General features: G+C 67.9%; 20 protein-coding genes. 15 read left to right on the top strand and 5 right to left on the bottom strand.

Going from position 1 to position 13,514, the window contains the following annotated elements; all coding sequences use genetic code 11:
* Positions 1 to 40 precede the first annotated feature (40 nt).
* The 6 genes from HUK65_RS09490 to HUK65_RS09465 all read left to right on the top strand — a co-directional run bounded on the left by HUK65_RS09490 (position 41) and on the right by HUK65_RS09465 (position 2,808).
* Positions 41 to 274 (top strand): hypothetical protein, encoded by a 234-nt coding sequence (locus HUK65_RS09490; protein ID WP_179905926.1) that lies wholly within the window; start codon positions 41 to 43, stop codon positions 272 to 274.
* Positions 271 to 768, top strand: coding sequence for an urease accessory protein UreE (locus HUK65_RS09485; RefSeq protein WP_179905925.1), 498 nt, complete (start codon positions 271 to 273; stop codon positions 766 to 768). Before HUK65_RS09490 ends, HUK65_RS09485 begins: the two co-directional genes overlap by 4 nt.
* Positions 769 to 771: 3 nt before the next feature.
* The gene (locus HUK65_RS09480) at positions 772 to 1,407 is read left to right on the top strand and encodes an urease accessory protein UreF (protein WP_179905924.1); all 636 of its coding nucleotides are present in this window, start codon (positions 772 to 774) and stop codon (positions 1,405 to 1,407) included.
* The gene (gene ureG / locus HUK65_RS09475; RefSeq protein ID WP_179905923.1) at positions 1,404 to 2,036 is read left to right on the top strand and encodes an urease accessory protein UreG; all 633 of its coding nucleotides are present in this window, start codon (positions 1,404 to 1,406) and stop codon (positions 2,034 to 2,036) included. Before HUK65_RS09480 ends, ureG begins: the two co-directional genes overlap by 4 nt.
* A 68-nt stretch (positions 2,037 to 2,104) precedes the next feature.
* On the top strand, positions 2,105 to 2,563 hold the full coding sequence (locus HUK65_RS09470; protein WP_179905922.1) for a DNA polymerase III subunit chi: 459 nt from the start codon (positions 2,105 to 2,107) through the stop codon (positions 2,561 to 2,563).
* A gap of 104 nt (positions 2,564 to 2,667) precedes the next feature.
* A complete protein-coding gene (locus HUK65_RS09465) occupies positions 2,668 to 2,808 on the top strand; it encodes a hypothetical protein (RefSeq protein ID WP_179905921.1) in 141 nt (46 codons plus the stop codon).
* Positions 2,809 to 3,154: 346 nt separating this feature from the next.
* On the opposite strand, the gene HUK65_RS09460 is transcribed toward HUK65_RS09465, so the two are convergent.
* Both HUK65_RS09460 and hrcA read right to left on the bottom strand, forming a co-directional pair.
* The gene (locus HUK65_RS09460) at positions 3,155 to 3,727 is read right to left on the bottom strand and encodes a nucleotide exchange factor GrpE (protein ID WP_179905920.1); all 573 of its coding nucleotides are present in this window, start codon (positions 3,725 to 3,727) and stop codon (positions 3,155 to 3,157) included.
* A 14-nt stretch (positions 3,728 to 3,741) separates the two neighbouring features.
* Complete coding sequence (hrcA, locus tag HUK65_RS09455; protein WP_179905919.1) at positions 3,742 to 4,821, bottom strand: heat-inducible transcriptional repressor HrcA; 1,080 nt, start codon at positions 4,819 to 4,821, stop codon at positions 3,742 to 3,744.
* A gap of 133 nt (positions 4,822 to 4,954) precedes the next feature.
* Between hrcA and rph the strand changes: the two genes are divergently transcribed.
* Genes rph through hemW form a run of 3 tightly spaced genes read left to right on the top strand, consistent with a single transcriptional unit; the run spans position 4,955 to position 7,538 of the window.
* On the top strand, positions 4,955 to 5,665 hold the full coding sequence (gene rph, locus HUK65_RS09450; protein ID WP_179905918.1) for a ribonuclease PH: 711 nt from the start codon (positions 4,955 to 4,957) through the stop codon (positions 5,663 to 5,665).
* Positions 5,662 to 6,273: a non-canonical purine NTP pyrophosphatase gene (locus tag HUK65_RS09445; RefSeq protein WP_179905917.1), complete on the top strand. Its 612-nt coding sequence runs from the start codon at positions 5,662 to 5,664 to the stop codon at positions 6,271 to 6,273. The genes rph and HUK65_RS09445 overlap by 4 nt, the downstream gene beginning before the upstream one ends.
* A complete protein-coding gene (gene hemW, locus HUK65_RS09440; RefSeq protein WP_179905916.1) occupies positions 6,273 to 7,538 on the top strand; it encodes a radical SAM family heme chaperone HemW in 1,266 nt (421 codons plus the stop codon). The genes HUK65_RS09445 and hemW overlap by 1 nt, the downstream gene beginning before the upstream one ends.
* A gap of 24 nt (positions 7,539 to 7,562) precedes the next feature.
* Here the strand turns inward: hemW and pip are convergent, their stop codons facing one another.
* Positions 7,563 to 8,549, bottom strand: coding sequence for a prolyl aminopeptidase (gene pip / locus HUK65_RS09435; RefSeq protein ID WP_179905915.1), 987 nt, complete (start codon positions 8,547 to 8,549; stop codon positions 7,563 to 7,565).
* A 68-nt stretch (positions 8,550 to 8,617) separates the two neighbouring features.
* On the opposite strand from pip, the gene ubiG reads away from it, so the two are divergent.
* The 4 genes from ubiG to HUK65_RS09415 all read left to right on the top strand — a co-directional run bounded on the left by ubiG (position 8,618) and on the right by HUK65_RS09415 (position 11,071).
* Positions 8,618 to 9,352 carry a bifunctional 2-polyprenyl-6-hydroxyphenol methylase/3-demethylubiquinol 3-O-methyltransferase UbiG gene (gene ubiG / locus HUK65_RS09430; RefSeq protein WP_179905914.1) on the top strand — a complete coding sequence of 245 codons (735 nt, stop codon included), beginning with the start codon at positions 8,618 to 8,620 and terminating at the stop codon, positions 9,350 to 9,352.
* A 247-nt stretch (positions 9,353 to 9,599) separates the two neighbouring features.
* Positions 9,600 to 9,959 carry a TfoX/Sxy family DNA transformation protein gene (locus HUK65_RS09425; protein WP_179905913.1) on the top strand — a complete coding sequence of 120 codons (360 nt, stop codon included), beginning with the start codon at positions 9,600 to 9,602 and terminating at the stop codon, positions 9,957 to 9,959.
* Entirely contained in the window at positions 9,956 to 10,477 is a 522-nt protein-coding gene (locus tag HUK65_RS09420; protein ID WP_179905912.1) for a lytic transglycosylase domain-containing protein, read from the top strand. Before HUK65_RS09425 ends, HUK65_RS09420 begins: the two co-directional genes overlap by 4 nt.
* Positions 10,478 to 10,762: 285 nt before the next feature.
* Positions 10,763 to 11,071 carry a DUF2834 domain-containing protein gene (locus tag HUK65_RS09415; protein ID WP_235441869.1) on the top strand — a complete coding sequence of 103 codons (309 nt, stop codon included), beginning with the start codon at positions 10,763 to 10,765 and terminating at the stop codon, positions 11,069 to 11,071.
* A 114-nt stretch (positions 11,072 to 11,185) separates the two neighbouring features.
* On the opposite strand, the gene HUK65_RS09410 is transcribed toward HUK65_RS09415, so the two are convergent.
* The gene (locus HUK65_RS09410; RefSeq protein WP_179905911.1) at positions 11,186 to 11,911 is read right to left on the bottom strand and encodes a response regulator; all 726 of its coding nucleotides are present in this window, start codon (positions 11,909 to 11,911) and stop codon (positions 11,186 to 11,188) included.
* A gap of 137 nt (positions 11,912 to 12,048) precedes the next feature.
* On the opposite strand from HUK65_RS09410, the gene mce reads away from it, so the two are divergent.
* The gene (gene mce / locus HUK65_RS09405; protein ID WP_179905910.1) at positions 12,049 to 12,453 is read left to right on the top strand and encodes a methylmalonyl-CoA epimerase; all 405 of its coding nucleotides are present in this window, start codon (positions 12,049 to 12,051) and stop codon (positions 12,451 to 12,453) included.
* Positions 12,454 to 12,461: 8 nt separating this feature from the next.
* Positions 12,462 to 12,728 carry a DUF1467 family protein gene (locus HUK65_RS09400; RefSeq protein ID WP_235441868.1) on the top strand — a complete coding sequence of 89 codons (267 nt, stop codon included), beginning with the start codon at positions 12,462 to 12,464 and terminating at the stop codon, positions 12,726 to 12,728.
* Between the two features lie 70 nt (positions 12,729 to 12,798).
* Here the strand turns inward: HUK65_RS09400 and HUK65_RS09395 are convergent, their stop codons facing one another.
* Positions 12,799 to 13,191, bottom strand: a complete 393-nt coding sequence (locus tag HUK65_RS09395; protein WP_179905908.1) for a hypothetical protein — start codon at positions 13,189 to 13,191, stop codon at positions 12,799 to 12,801.
* Positions 13,192 to 13,514 lie beyond the last annotated feature (323 nt).

The following is a 13,514-nucleotide window of genomic DNA, read 5'->3' as shown; positions in this document are numbered from 1 at the left end:
CGGTATCAGGGAGGGGATGACCTGCCTGATGGAGATGCCGATGCGCTTTCGTCCAGCAAACTCCCCGCTCAGCCCGGCGCAATCCGCCGCGCTGGACTGGTTTCTTGCCGCACAGGGTCAGGGGTTCAACCCCGGGATTGACCGCCCCGCGCGCGAAGCCGCGCTGGCACAACTGGACGCCCTGCCCGATGGCGCGCTGCGCTCCATGGGGCTGAGCCGCGCCACCCTGCCCGCCCATGTCTATCGTGACCTCATCCCGAAAGGCCCCACATGACCGACCTGCCCCCCGCCGCGCGCCTGCTGCGTGATGCCCCCGCAACCTGCCATGACGTGGTGGTGATGGATTATGACGCCCGGCTGATGCGGCGCAAGCGGCTGGTCACGGCGGGGGGCGACGGCTTCATGGTGGACCTCCCCGAGGTCACGAACCTTGATGCCTTCTGGGGGTTCGAACTGGCCGACGGGCGCTGCATCGGCATCGAACCGGCCGAGGAATCGGTGCTGGTGATCACCGGCGACCTGCCGCGGCTGGCCTGGCATATCGGCAACCGCCACACGCCCTGCCAGATCGCGGCCGACCGCCTGATCATCCGTCAGGACCATGTGCTGGAACGCATGTTGCAGGGCCTGGGCGCCACCATCACCCGCGCGCAACTGCCCTTCACGCCCGAAGGCGGCGCCTATGGCCATGGCCGCACCATGGGCCATGACCATGGGCATTCACACGACCACGGGAATGACCACACGCATCACCACCACACCGCCTGAGCCATGGACAGCGCCACCCTGCAGCTGACGCATTGGCTGTCCCCGGCCTTTCCCACCGGGGCCTTCGCCTATAGCCACGGGCTGGAGCAGGTGATCGCCCAGGGCGCGGTCAGCGATGCCGCCAGCCTGGAGCATTGGCTTTCGGACGTGCTGCACCATGGCGCGGGCTGGCAGGATGGCGTGCTGCTGGCCCTGGCGCTGGAACCCGGCGCCGATCTGGACACGCTGGACGCCATGGCGCAGGCGCTGCAACCTTCGGCCGAACGGTTGCAGGAAAGCACCGAACAGGGCGCCGCATTCGCCCGCACCGTGGCGCGGATCACCGCCCGCCCCCTGCCCCCGCGCGCCCTGCCCATCGCCGTGGCCGAGGCTGCGCGCCCCCTGAACCCGGACCCCGCGCAGGTCATCGCCCTTTACCTGCAGGGCTTTGCCACCAATCTGGTCACCATCGCCATCCGCCATGTCCCCCTGGGCCAGGGCGAGGGGCACGCGGTGCTGGCCCGCCTGCTGCCACCGATCACCGCGCTGGCCGCCCGCGCCGCCCGCGCCGGGATGGAGGATCTGGGCACCGCCTGTCTTGGCGCCGACATGGCCGCCATGGACCACGAAACCAAGGAAGTGAGGCTGTTTCGCACATGAGCATCAACGGACCCCTGCGCGTCGGCATCGGCGGCCCGGTCGGCGCGGGCAAGACCACCCTGACCGAACATCTGGCCCGCGCCCTGGCGCCGCGCCTGTCCATGGCCGTCATCACCAATGACATCTACACGCGTGAGGATGCCGAGGCCCTGATGCGCGCCCAGGTCCTGCCGCAGGCGCGCATTCGCGGCGTGGAAACCGGCGGCTGCCCCCATACCGCCATCCGTGAAGACGCCAGCATCAACCTGGCCGCCGTGGCCGATCTGACCGCCGCCATCCCGGATCTGGAGCTGATCCTGATCGAATCGGGGGGCGACAATCTGGCCGCCACCTTCTCGCCCGAACTGGCGGATCTGACGATCTATGTCATCGATACCGCCGCCGGGCAGGATATCCCGCGCAAGAAGGGGCCGGGGCTGGTGAAATCGGACCTGCTGGTGGTCAACAAGACCGACCTTGCCCCCCATGTGGGCGTTGATCTGGCGCTGCTGGAGGCCGACACCCGCGCCGCCCGCGGCCCTCGGCCCTATGTGCTGGCCAGCCTGCGGGACGGCACAGGGGTTGGCGCGATCATCGACATCCTGGCGCGCGAAGGCGGTCTGGCCCTGCGCCCGCTTGTGGCCGAATAGCGCGGGCTTGCGCCCCGCGCGGCCCTGTGGAAACTGTGCGCACGCGCCGCAACCCGGGATACCACCTCATGGGCCACGCCATGTTCTACCACCTCACGCGATCCTCGCTGGAGGACACGGTGCCCATGCTGCTGGGCAAGACCCTGCAAGCGGGCTGGCGCGTGCTGGTCCGGGGCACCGATGCGGGGCGGATGGACTGGCTGGACGAACAGCTCTGGCTGCGCCCCGAGGACAGCTTCCTGCCCCATGGCCGGGCCGGCGGGCCGCATGACGCCGACCAGCCGGTGCTGCTGACCACCGGGGCGGATTTGCCCGATGGGGTGCAGTACCTCATGGCCATCGACGGCGCCCGGATCACCCCGGGCGAGGTCCGCCAGATGGAGCGCGCGGCGATCGTGTTCGACGGCAATGATGCAACGGCGGTCGAGGCCGCCCGCGCCCAGTGGCGCGCTCTCACCGGCGCCGGGGTCAAGGCGCAATACTGGTCCGAAGACTCGGGCCGCTGGCAGAAAAAGGCCGAGGCCTGACACCGCCCCGGCACGCAATCGCCCCCTGATCGGCATTGAACCGCCCCGCCCGCGCCCGGTTTGTCTGGTCTGATGGACAGTAGTCATCATCCCGGAGAGGTCCAATGCCCAACCCCCCCGCCCAGCCCCCGCGCACATCGGCGCGCCGCCCCGCAGGTTCCGGCCTGAGCGCCGACCCGCGCCCCGGCCATCCGCGCAACGCCCGGACCACCACCTTCCGGTTCCGTGACTGGGCGATGCTCTAGGCTTCGCCACCTTGGGAATGCACCCCGCGCCCGGGCCGTTTCGACCGCGCGCGGCAGCACTACGCAGCACTCCCGCCGTTGGCGCCTTTCGCGCGAAACCGCGTGGCGCATGACTGCAGTGTTGCGACAGGCGATCAGAGAGCCAATGCACCTGACGGCAAGCAAATCCGCAGCGGCTCAGGGCTGCGCACGGGTCGCGGCCCGATCACCGGCCCGGGCGCGGCGTCATGCCAAAGTCATGCCTTCGGCATGGCGCGAGGCGGCGGGATGGCGCCTGCGCTCCGCGCCAGAATGCGCGCTCCGGGCGCCAGCCCGTCAATGGATGACCTGTGTCAGGTGGCGGGGATCAGCCCGCAGGGGTGGAGCTGACGCCAACCTGCGCGGGGCGCAAGAGCTGGTCATGCAGCTTGAAGCCTTCGGCCATGACCTGGATGATCTGCCCGGCCTTGTAATCCGGCACCGGGGCTTCGAACATGGCCTGATGGTGATGCGGGTCAAAGGCATCGCCGGGTTCGGGGCAGATGCGGGTTACACCGTGCTTTTCCAGAATGTTGGTCAGCTCGCGCAGGGTCAGTTCGATCCCCTGCACCAGGCCGGGCGCGGCCGTGCGCGCCTCGTCCGAGGCGGAATTCAGCGCGCGGGCCAGGTTGTCATAGACCGGAAGCATGTCGCGGGTCAGCTTGGAACCGCCGTAAAGCGCGGCGTCGCGGCGGTCCTTTTCGGCGCGCTTGCGGGTGTTTTCAGCATCCGCCAGCGCGCGCATCAGACGGTCGCGCATGGCATCGCGCTCAGCCTCCAGGGCAGCAACGGGGTCCGGCTCGGCCCCCTCCGGCGGGGTGTCGTCCCGGGGTTCGGTGCCCTGGGCTTCGGCCGGGTCATATGCGGGATCTTCCTGCGGCTTTGCCTGCTGGTTTGCCATGGTTTTCCTTCACCTCAGTCCTGGGCGCGGTCGGTGAGCATGCGACCCACCAGCTGCGCCGTGTAATCCACGATGGGCACGATCCGCCCATAGTTCAGCCGGGTGGGACCGATAACCCCAACCGCGCCGACAATCTTTCGATCCGCGTTCATATATGGAGAAACCACCAGAGAGGAACCCGAAAGCGAAAAAAGTTTGTTCTCGGCCCCGATGAAGATGCGCACCCCGTCGCCGGTCTCGGTCAGTTCCAGAAACTCGGCGATATCGCGCTTGCGCTCCAGATCGTCGAACAGGCGGCGGATGCGTTCAAGATCCTCGGCATGGGGGCTTTCGGCCAGCAGGTTGGCGCGCCCGCGCACGATCAGCCGCTCCTGCGGCTCACCCTCATTCTCCCAGACGGCGAATCCGCTTTCCACCAGGGCCTGCGCCAGATCGTCGATCTCGGCGCGGCGGGTGGCGATTTCGCTGCGAAAACGGCTGCGCAGCTCCGACAGCGTCAGCCCTTCGATCATGGCGTTGAGGAAATTCGCGGCCTCGCGCATGGAACTGGCGGTCTGGCCGGGCGGCGGGGTGAAGACGCGGTTCTCCACATGGCCGTCGGAAAACACCAGCACCACCAGCGCGCGGTCGGGGGCCAGGCTGACGAATTCGATATGGCGGATCGGCGCCTCATGCTTGGGCGACAGCACCAGCGAGGCGCCCTGCGTGATCCCCGACAGCGCCGTGCCCACCCGGTCCAGCAGCGTGCCCACATCGCGTTCATTGCTGCCGAAGGTGGCCTCCAGCGCGGCGCGGTCGCGGTCATCGACGGGGGCGATCTCCAGCAGGCTGTCCACGAACAAGCGCAGGCCCAGATTGGTGGGCACCCGCCCGGCGGAGATATGGGGGCTGTCCAGCAGGCCCAGGTATTCCAGGTCCTGCATTACGTTGCGGATGGTCGCGGCGGAAACACGCTCGCTCATATCGCGGGTCAGGGAGCGCGAGCCGATGGGACTGCCGCTGTCCAGATACCCTTCGACGACGCGGCGAAACACCTCGCGCGAGCGGTCATTGAGCTGTTCCAGCACCCTGGTGCCTTCGGTCTGGATGGTCATTGTGTTCCAGCGGTCTCCTGTCAGGCCCGGGCCTGGGTCCTTGTCATTATGACGGGACGAACGGGCCGGTAAAGGGTTGCATCGGCGCGCACCCGGCCTGTATCTGGCCGCAGCTTGCAAGAAAGGACCCCTGATGCGCCCCTCTGGCCGGAACTTAAGCGATTTGCGCGCGATTTCAATCGAACCGGGCGTGGTGAAACATGCCGAAGGGTCATGTCTGATCCGCATGGGCGACACGCAGGTGATCTGCACCGCCTCGATCGAGGAGCGCACGCCGCCCTTCCTGCGCAACACCGGGCTGGGCTGGGTGACGGCGGAATACGGCATGTTGCCGCGCGCCACCAACACCCGCAACCGGCGCGAGGCTGCCAGCGGCAAACAGACCGGGCGCACGGTGGAAATCCAGCGCCTGATCGGGCGGTCCCTGCGCGCGGGCATTGACCGCTCGGCCCTGGGCGAACGGCAGATCACCGTGGATTGCGATGTGATCCAGGCCGATGGCGGCACCCGCTGCGCGGCCATCACCGGCGGCTGGGTGGCGCTGCGGCTGGCGGTGAACAAGCTGCTGAAGGCGGGCGATGTGGTGTCTGACCCGGTGGTGGATCATGTGGCCGCGATCAGCTGCGGCATCTATGCGGGCCAGCCGGTGGTGGATCTGGACTATGCCGAAGACAGCGTGGCCGGGGTGGACGGCAATTTCATCATGCTGGGCTCAGGCCGTCTGGTCGAGGTGCAGATGTCCGCCGAAGGGGCCACCTTCTCGCGCGGGGAAATGGGCCAGCTCATGGATCTGGCCGAGGCCGGCTGTGCGGAGCTGGTGGCCGCGCAAAGGGCGGCGCTGTGACCCGGCGGCTGGACGGGGGCGCGCTGCTGGTCGCCTCGCACAATGCGGGCAAGCTGATGGAGTTCGGCCAGATCCTGGCCCCGCGCGGGATCACCGTGACCGGGGCCGCCGACCACGGCCTGCCCGAACCCGAGGAAACCGAGAGCACATTCGTCGGCAATGCCCGGATCAAGGCCCATGCGGCGGCGCGCGCCACCGGCCTGCCGGCGCTGGCCGATGACAGCGGGCTGGTGGTCGATGCGCTGGACGGGGCCCCGGGCGTCCTGACCGCCGACTGGGCCGAAACGCCGACGGGGCGCGATTTCGGCATGGCGATGGAAAAGACCCATGGCCAGCTGATCGCCCGGGGGGCGCCGCGCCCCTGGCGCGCGCGCTTTGCCTGCACCCTGGTCCTGGCCTGGCCCGATGGCCATGACGAGGTGTTCACCGGCACCGCCGAAGGTCAACTGGTCTGGCCCATCCGCGGGCGCGACGGTCATGGCTATGACCCGATGTTCCAGCCCGATGGCGAAACCCGCACCTTCGCGGAAATGAGCTGGGACGAAAAGAACGCCATCAGCCACCGCGGCCAGGCCATCGCCGCGCTGCTGGCGGGCCTGTTCGACTGATGCGCGCCCCCGCGCGTCGCCCACCCGCCCACCCCGACGCGCGGGGGCGCGCGGCGGCGCAAAGCGCCGCCGGAGGGGTTGCGCAGGCGGCGCGGGGGGGCGATGTACCGCGCGAAGACTGGCAGGAGGCGGGTTTCGGGATTTACCTGCACTGGCCGTTTTGCGCGGCCAAGTGCCCCTATTGCGATTTCAACAGCCATGTCAGCGACCGGATAGACCAGCATCGCTGGGCCCGCGCCTATTGCGCCGAGATCGACCGCCTGGGCACCTTGCTGCCCGGACGCGTGGTGCAGACGGTGTTTCTTGGCGGCGGAACGCCCAGCCTGATGGACCCAGAGCTTGTCGCGCAAGTGCTGGGGCGGATACGCGCCACCTGGCCCATGGCGAACGATCCTGAAGTCACGCTGGAGGCCAATCCCACCTCGGCCGAAGCGGGTCGCTTTGCCGCCTATGCCCAGTGTGGGGTCACGCGGCTGTCGCTGGGCGTGCAGGCGCTGAATGACGATGACCTGCGCCGTCTGGGCCGGTTGCACAGCGTGGCCGAGGCGCGCACCGCCTATGACATGGCCCGCGCCGTCTTCGACCGGGTCAGCTTTGACCTGATCCATGCCCGCCAGTACCAGACCCTGGCCCAATGGCGCGCAGAACTGACCGAGGCGCTGGCCATGGCGGTGGATCACCTCTCGCTCTATCAGCTGACCATCGAGGATGGCACCGCCTTTGGCGCACGTCATGCCCGGGGGGGCTTGCGCGGCCTGCCCGATGATGACCTGGGCGCCGACATGTATGCCCTGACGCAGGACCTGTGCGATGCTGCCGGACTGGCCGCCTATGAAGTGTCAAACCACGCCCGCCCCGGCGCCGAATCGCGCCACAACCTGATCTACTGGCGCAGCGGCGACTGGGCGGGGATCGGACCTGGCGCCCATGGGCGGCTGAGCATCGGCGGACAGCGGCTTGCCACGTCAACCCCGCTGGCACCGGGGGCCTGGCTGGCGGCGGTGGAGCGCCAGGGCAGCGGCGCGCTGCCCGATGAGCCGCTCCCGGCCGAGGAACAGGCCACGGAATACCTGATGATGAGCCTGCGCCTGGCCGAGGGGTGCGATCTGGCCCGCCATGCGCGGCTGGCCGGAGCGCCGCTGGACCATGCCCGCATTGCCCCGCTGGCCGAAGCCGGACTGGTGCAGCAGCACGCAGACCGCCTGCGCTGCACGCCGCAGGGGCGCGTGGTCCTGAACGGGGTGCTGCGCGCGCTGCTGGGGTGAGCGCGCGCAGGTGCCGGGGCGGCGCTAGCCTGCCGACATCTCGGCCCGCAGCCCGTTGGTGACCCGCACCAGTTCGGCGGTGATCCCCGGTTCGGACAGGGCGTGCCCTGCCAGCGGGACCAGATTCATCTGGCTGCCTGGCCAGGCCCGATGCAGGTTCCACGCGGCAACCGGCGGGCAGATCATGTCATAGCGCCCCTGCACGATCGTCCCCGGCACATCGGCCAGCCGCGCGGCGTTGTTCAGCAGCTGCCCGTCTTCCTCGAAGAAGCAGTTGTTGCTGAAATAGTGATTCTCCAACCGGGCAAAGGCGCGGGCATATTCGGCCGGCCCCTCGGCCCCGGTCAGGCTGCGCGTTTCGATCGAGGCCAGCGCATTTTCCCACCCCGCCCAGGCGCGGGCAAAGCGGGTTTCGGTGCGGATATCGCCGCAGAAAAGACGCCGGTTGTAGGCCGCGATCAGGTTGCCGCGCTCGTCCTCGGGGATCATCTCGGCGAAACGGGCCCACAGGTCCGGAAAGAACCGCCCAGCGCCGCCGCCATAGAACCACTCCAGCTCCGTTGCCCGACCCAGAAACACGCCGCGCAGGACCAGATGGGCCACCCGATCAGGATGCGTCTGGGCATAGGCCAGCCCCAGAGTGGCGCCCCAACTGCCGCCAAAGACCATCCAGCGGTCGATCCTCAGGGTCTGGCGAATCGCCTCGGCGTCCTGGACCAGATGCCAGGTGGTGTTGGCGGTCACGCTGGCATGGGGGCGCGAACGCCCGCAGCCGCGCTGGTCGAACAGCACCACGCGGTAATGGCCGGGATCGAAATAGCGCCGCATGGCCGGGCTGCATCCGCCGCCGGGGCCGCCATGAAACACCACCACCGGCGCGCCGCGGGGGTTGCCGCATTGCTCGACATAGATGCTGTGACCATCGCCCACATCCAGCATGCGCTGGTCAAACGGATCGGTCAGCGGATACAACATGCCTGCTGCGCTGTTCTGGCCAGAGGATTTATCCATTTCCGCCCTATATAGTTGCCTGAACGGCTCCATCATCCGGAGCATACAGGATTTGGCACGGAGGCACCATGCAGACCACGATCGACCCGGGCGAAGTTGCGAAATTCGAGGCCATGGCCGCCGAATGGTGGGACCCCAACGGCAAGTTCAAACCGCTGCACATGCTCAACCCCTGCCGGCTGGACTATATCACCCGCCAGATCGCCGCGGAGTTCGACCGCGACCTGTCCGCGCCCGCCCCCTTCAAGGGGCTGCGCATTCTGGATATCGGCTGCGGCGGCGGGCTGCTGAGCGAACCCATGGCGCGCCTGGGCGCCGATGTGGTGGGGGCCGATGCCGCCGAACGCAACATCCCCGTGGCCCAGGTCCATGCGCAGGCGCAGGGGCTGGAAATCGACTATCGCCATACCACCGCCGAGGCCATGGCCGCCGCGGGCGAAGCCTTCGATGTCGTGCTGAACATGGAGGTGGTGGAACATGTGGCCGATCCGCTGGCCTATCTGACCGCCTGCCAGCAGTTGCTCAAACCCGGCGGGCTGATGATCTGTTCGACCATCAACCGCAATTCGAAATCCTATGTCATGGCGATCATCGGGGCCGAACATGTGATGCGCTGGTTGCCGAAGGGCACCCATGAATGGTCCAAGTTCATCACCCCCGATGAGCTGTATGACCTGATCCGCAAGGCCGGACTGTCCCCGGTGGACCGCAAGGGCTTTGTCTTCAACCCGCTGCGCTGGGACTGGTTACTGTCCGAACGCGACCTGTCGGTGAACTATGTCACCGCAAGCGTGAAGCGATAACCGGCAGAGAGCGGGCGTCCGGTATCTGCAGTGCGGCGGGCTGAAGTTTTTGATCCCCGGCCGGGGACCGTCCAGCCTGTCGCCCGGGCGCGGATGGGTGTTCTGTGTCAGGCGGCAAAGACCGGGCACAGCGCCCATGCCATGGGCGAAATCCTGCCCGAGAGTTGCCCAGAGGCGCCATCGGTTCTGGACGCAGCCTGAAATTGCAGGAATAAAGTTGCGCAGCAGTCATATCAGGCACCCCAGCATGAGCGATCCCGTCTCAGCGATCCGCAATATCGGCCCGGCCATGGAAAGCGCCCTGGGCCGTGCGGGGATCGGCAGCGCCGCCGAATTGCGCGCCCTGGGGGCCGATGCCGCCTATGCCCGGCTGCTGGAGACCGGCACCCACCGCCCACATTTCATTGCCTATTACACGCTGGAAATGGGGTTGCATGGCCGCCCCTGGAATGATTGCAAGGGCACCGAGAAGGAGCGCCTGCGCGCCCGGTTCGATACCCTGTGCGCCCGCCACTACCGCCCCGCGTCCGGCACCGCCGCGCTGGAACCGATCCTCGAATCGCTGGGCGTTGTCCCTGCCTCCAGATTGCACAAGGACCTGCCATGACCCCGCTTGCCCGCCGCCTGGCCCTTGCCGCCGCTGTGGCCACCCTTGCCGCCTGCGGTGGCAGCCCCGATGTCGCCTCGCGCGCGGCCAGTTCATCGAGCGACCTCTATCCCGGCGAAACCCAGCAGATGCGCCAGATGATCCGCCGCGCGGCCCGGGAACATGGCATCCCCGAACGCCTGCTGCACCGGGTGATCCAGCGCGAAAGCGACTACCGCGCCCATGCGCGCAACGGACCCTACTGGGGGCTGATGCAGATACTGCCGCAGACCGCCCGCACCATGGGCTTTCGCGGCAACCCGCCCGAGCTTCTGGACCCCGAGGTGAACCTGCGCTACGCGGGCCGCTATCTGCGCGGGGCCTGGCTGGTGGCCGATGGCGATATCGACGCCGCCGTCATGTGGTATGCCCGCGGCTATTACTATGAGGCGCGCAACCGCTGCATGCTGGTGAAGACCGGCCTTCTGGATCGTGAGATCCGCCGCGATTGCAGCAGCCGCCGGCGCCGGTCGGCGTAAAACACCCGGCAGCGGCCTGGACCTGCCGCCCGCGCGGACCCTGATGCGCGGCATGGCGGGCTCAGGGCGGTGACCCTGCCTGCCGGGTTGCAGATTTGCGCGGCGCATCGCTTACCTGCGCGGCATCCATGCCGATGCGGGGCGCCCTGATGCCACGGCCGTTGGCAGGCGCCCCGCCCCGGTCGTGGGTCAATGCAGCGCACCCTGCAGCGAAATCCTTGCATCCGCCCCTAGACCCCGGAAGGTTTTGCGTTACCTCCCGCAGGTCATCGACAGGAGGCCGCCATGACCCCGATCCGCATCCTCTGGCTGGTGCTGGCCGTCTGGGGCACCATTCACCCCATGTACTGGTTCATCACCTGGTTCATGGAGAACGAATGGTCGATCATGGCCATGGTGGACGCCTGGCATGCCAACGCGGCGACCTCGGGGCTGGTGTGGGACCTGACGGTGGCCGCCGTGACCCTGACCCTGTGGGTGATCATCGAATCGATCCGCACCCGCAACTGGCGCGGGCTGCTGGCGATCCCGGCGACCTATTGCATCGGCGTCAGTTGCGGGCTGCCGCTGTATCTGTTCCTGCGCCGGGGCTGATCCGGCGGGGCACGTCCCCGGGCAGTCCCCGGCAGTCTGCGCCACCACTTGCCCCAACCGGCGCTAGGCCCCTGGCGCCGCTGTGCAACCGCGATCATGGCAACCGTGCATGATCTACAGGGTCGGTTGCGTGTCGATCCGCGCCTGCAGGGCACGGACGAGCATCTGGCTGCGGTTTGTCAGCTCGGCCGCTTCGGCCACCGCGCGCAGGGCGGTGTCACCCGTGCAGCGGGCCAGACCGCCGACAAAACGGCTTGTGTAGGACAGGGTTTCGTCATCGGCCGCGCGGGACAATGCCCGTGCGGCGCGGGCAAAGTCATCGCGCAGCGCCAGCGGGTCCGGGCGGGGCAGCGCCCGGTCCTGCGCGGTCAGGGCAGCGCAGAGCCAGGGCATGACGGGTTCAAAGGCGCTCTGGAATTCGGCCAGCGTTTCAAGGGGCTTGGGCAGGAACACATCGGCCCCGGCTTCGAGCGCGAGATGCTCCAGCTCCGGGTGCCCCGAGGTGGCGACGACATGGACGCCCATGCCCTGCCGGGCGCGCAATTCGGCGATCAGTGACGCGCCCGAGCCATCGGGCAGGCCCATGTCGATCATCACGGCCTCGGGGCGGTACAGGAGCAGATGGCGCCGGGCATCGCAAAGGGTTTCGGCCCGGCGCATGCGCGCCCCGCTGGCGCGCAGAAACATGCGCACGGCATCGGCGCTGAAGCGGCTGTCTTCGACCACCAGGACCGTGCAGCCGGGCATCCTGGCCTGCCCCTCGGCCGACGGGACGGTTGGGCTGTGGGGGGCGCCCCTGTGCCAGCGGGCGGGTTGGGCTGTACCTTGCGTCAGGGGCATTCTGCAATCTCCTTCCACGATCCTGCGCCATGACAGACGATTCTCGCTAATGTGACGTTAACGCACAGGGGGGCGCGGCTTGCATGCGCGGCCCGTAGCCGTCATAACCCCGTCCACACCCGTGAGAGGAGACGCGCATGATCGGTCGGTTGAACCATGTCGCCATTGCCGTGCCGGACCTTGAGGCGGCGGCGGAGCAGTATCGCGCCACCCTGGGCGCCGAGGTCGGCCCGCCGCAGGATGAGCCCGACCATGGCGTGACCGTGGTGTTCATCACCCTGCCTAACACCAAGATCGAGCTGCTGTATCCGTTGGGCGAGAACAGCCCCATTGCCGGGTTTCTGGAAAAGAACCCCGCGGGCGGGATCCACCATATCTGCTATGAGGTCGAGGATATCCTGGCCGCGCGGGACCGGCTGAAGGCGGCGGGCGCGCGGGTTCTGGGCACGGGCGAGCCGAAGATCGGCGCCCATGGCAAGCCGGTGCTGTTCCTGCACCCAAAGGATTTCAACGGCTGCCTGGTCGAACTGGAGCAGATCTGATGTCTGTCATGTCCGCAATTGCCCTGTTCGGCATCATCTGGTTTCTGGTGCTGTTCATCGTGCTGCCGATCCGGCTGGAAACCCAGGCCGAGACCGGCGAGGTAGAACCGGGCACCCCCGCTTCGGCCCCGTCAGACGCGAAGATCGTGCAGAAGTTCAAGATTGTGACCGTGGTGGCCGTGGCCCTGTGGTGCGTGGCAGCCGCGGTGCTGATTTCCGGGCTGCTGACCCTGGAAAGCATCGATTTCTTCCAGGAGTGGCGCGAAAGCTACTGAGCGGTCCCGGGCGCGGCTGTCGCCAGCGGTGCCACTGAATCGCCCCCCCCCAGAGGAACAGCCGCCGGGATCAGTCGCTGCTGTCTGCCGGGGCTGCGTCCTCGGACGCGGGTTGCGCCATGTCCATGGGGCGCGCCACGCCGACATAGGGGGCGATCAGATCGGCCAGAAGGCCGGTGGCCGGGTCCGGGGCCACGATCTGCGCAAATATCCCATCGGCGGGCTGATCCTGCACCAGGGGCGCGGTGATTTGCGCGTAACCATCCGGGCCGTGATAGGCCAGCAACAGGCCCTTGGCCGCGAACCCCAGCACCCCCAGCGCAATCACCACGCTGAAAAGGACGCGCAGCGCGCCGGGCCTGCGTTCACGCTGGAAGGCCTGCCATTCGGGGTCCAGAGCGGCGTGCTTTTTCAGGATGCGCGCGCGGCGTTGCAGAAAGGCGTTCTTCTGTTCGATGCTCATGGCTTCTGCCCCTGCTGTCATGGTGAGGCCGCGCGCGCAGACCCACAGGGTCCGGCGCGTGGCCATGTTCAGCCTGCACCCTGACAGGCGAATCGGGCAGAAATCAGGCCTAAACAGGCTGCTGAAATAGAAAGTTGGACAGCGCCTGTCAGGAAAACTGTTCCTGTTCTTGCATCGAAACCCGGAGCGAAGGGACGCGCCTGACCCTGGGTGGGCGCTTTGGGACCTTGGGGTTAATGCGGTTTATGCTGGCCAAACCCCTCCATGAACTGAGCTTTTTGCAGCGTTGCAATGCGCCCTCCCGCGGGAGGGTCGGGCGCGTC

The organism is Rhabdonatronobacter sediminivivens (genome assembly GCF_013415485.1).
Classification (GTDB): Bacteria; Pseudomonadota; Alphaproteobacteria; order Rhodobacterales; family Rhodobacteraceae; genus Rhabdonatronobacter; species Rhabdonatronobacter sediminivivens.
Note: the sequence above shows the minus strand (reverse complement) of the source record. Positions and strands in the feature narration are given on the sequence as shown.

Excerpts from the sequence above, each read along its gene's own strand:
- mce (WP_179905910.1), top strand. The coding sequence starts at position 12,049 with ATGATCGGTCGGTTGAACCATGTCGCCATTGCCGTGCCGGACCTTGAG.
- ubiG (WP_179905914.1), top strand. The coding sequence starts at position 8,618 with ATGCAGACCACGATCGACCCGGGCGAAGTTGCGAAATTCGAGGCCATG.
- HUK65_RS09395 (WP_179905908.1), bottom strand. The coding sequence starts at position 13,191 with ATGAGCATCGAACAGAAGAACGCCTTTCTGCAACGCCGCGCGCGCATC.
- pip (WP_179905915.1), bottom strand. The coding sequence starts at position 8,549 with ATGGATAAATCCTCTGGCCAGAACAGCGCAGCAGGCATGTTGTATCCG.
- HUK65_RS09470 (WP_179905922.1), top strand. The coding sequence starts at position 2,105 with ATGGGCCACGCCATGTTCTACCACCTCACGCGATCCTCGCTGGAGGAC.
- HUK65_RS09490 (WP_179905926.1), top strand. The coding sequence starts at position 41 with ATGCGCTTTCGTCCAGCAAACTCCCCGCTCAGCCCGGCGCAATCCGCC.
- HUK65_RS09410 (WP_179905911.1), bottom strand. The coding sequence starts at position 11,911 with ATGCCCCTGACGCAAGGTACAGCCCAACCCGCCCGCTGGCACAGGGGC.
- ureG (WP_179905923.1), top strand. The coding sequence starts at position 1,404 with ATGAGCATCAACGGACCCCTGCGCGTCGGCATCGGCGGCCCGGTCGGC.
- HUK65_RS09415 (WP_235441869.1), top strand. The coding sequence starts at position 10,763 with ATGACCCCGATCCGCATCCTCTGGCTGGTGCTGGCCGTCTGGGGCACC.
- hemW (WP_179905916.1), top strand. The coding sequence starts at position 6,273 with ATGCGCGCCCCCGCGCGTCGCCCACCCGCCCACCCCGACGCGCGGGGG.
- HUK65_RS09460 (WP_179905920.1), bottom strand. The coding sequence starts at position 3,727 with ATGGCAAACCAGCAGGCAAAGCCGCAGGAAGATCCCGCATATGACCCG.
- HUK65_RS09465 (WP_179905921.1), top strand. The coding sequence starts at position 2,668 with ATGCCCAACCCCCCCGCCCAGCCCCCGCGCACATCGGCGCGCCGCCCC.
- HUK65_RS09400 (WP_235441868.1), top strand. The coding sequence starts at position 12,462 with ATGTCCGCAATTGCCCTGTTCGGCATCATCTGGTTTCTGGTGCTGTTC.
- hrcA (WP_179905919.1), bottom strand. The coding sequence starts at position 4,821 with ATGACCATCCAGACCGAAGGCACCAGGGTGCTGGAACAGCTCAATGAC.
- HUK65_RS09425 (WP_179905913.1), top strand. The coding sequence starts at position 9,600 with ATGAGCGATCCCGTCTCAGCGATCCGCAATATCGGCCCGGCCATGGAA.
- HUK65_RS09420 (WP_179905912.1), top strand. The coding sequence starts at position 9,956 with ATGACCCCGCTTGCCCGCCGCCTGGCCCTTGCCGCCGCTGTGGCCACC.
- HUK65_RS09480 (WP_179905924.1), top strand. The coding sequence starts at position 772 with ATGGACAGCGCCACCCTGCAGCTGACGCATTGGCTGTCCCCGGCCTTT.
- HUK65_RS09485 (WP_179905925.1), top strand. The coding sequence starts at position 271 with ATGACCGACCTGCCCCCCGCCGCGCGCCTGCTGCGTGATGCCCCCGCA.
- rph (WP_179905918.1), top strand. The coding sequence starts at position 4,955 with ATGCGCCCCTCTGGCCGGAACTTAAGCGATTTGCGCGCGATTTCAATC.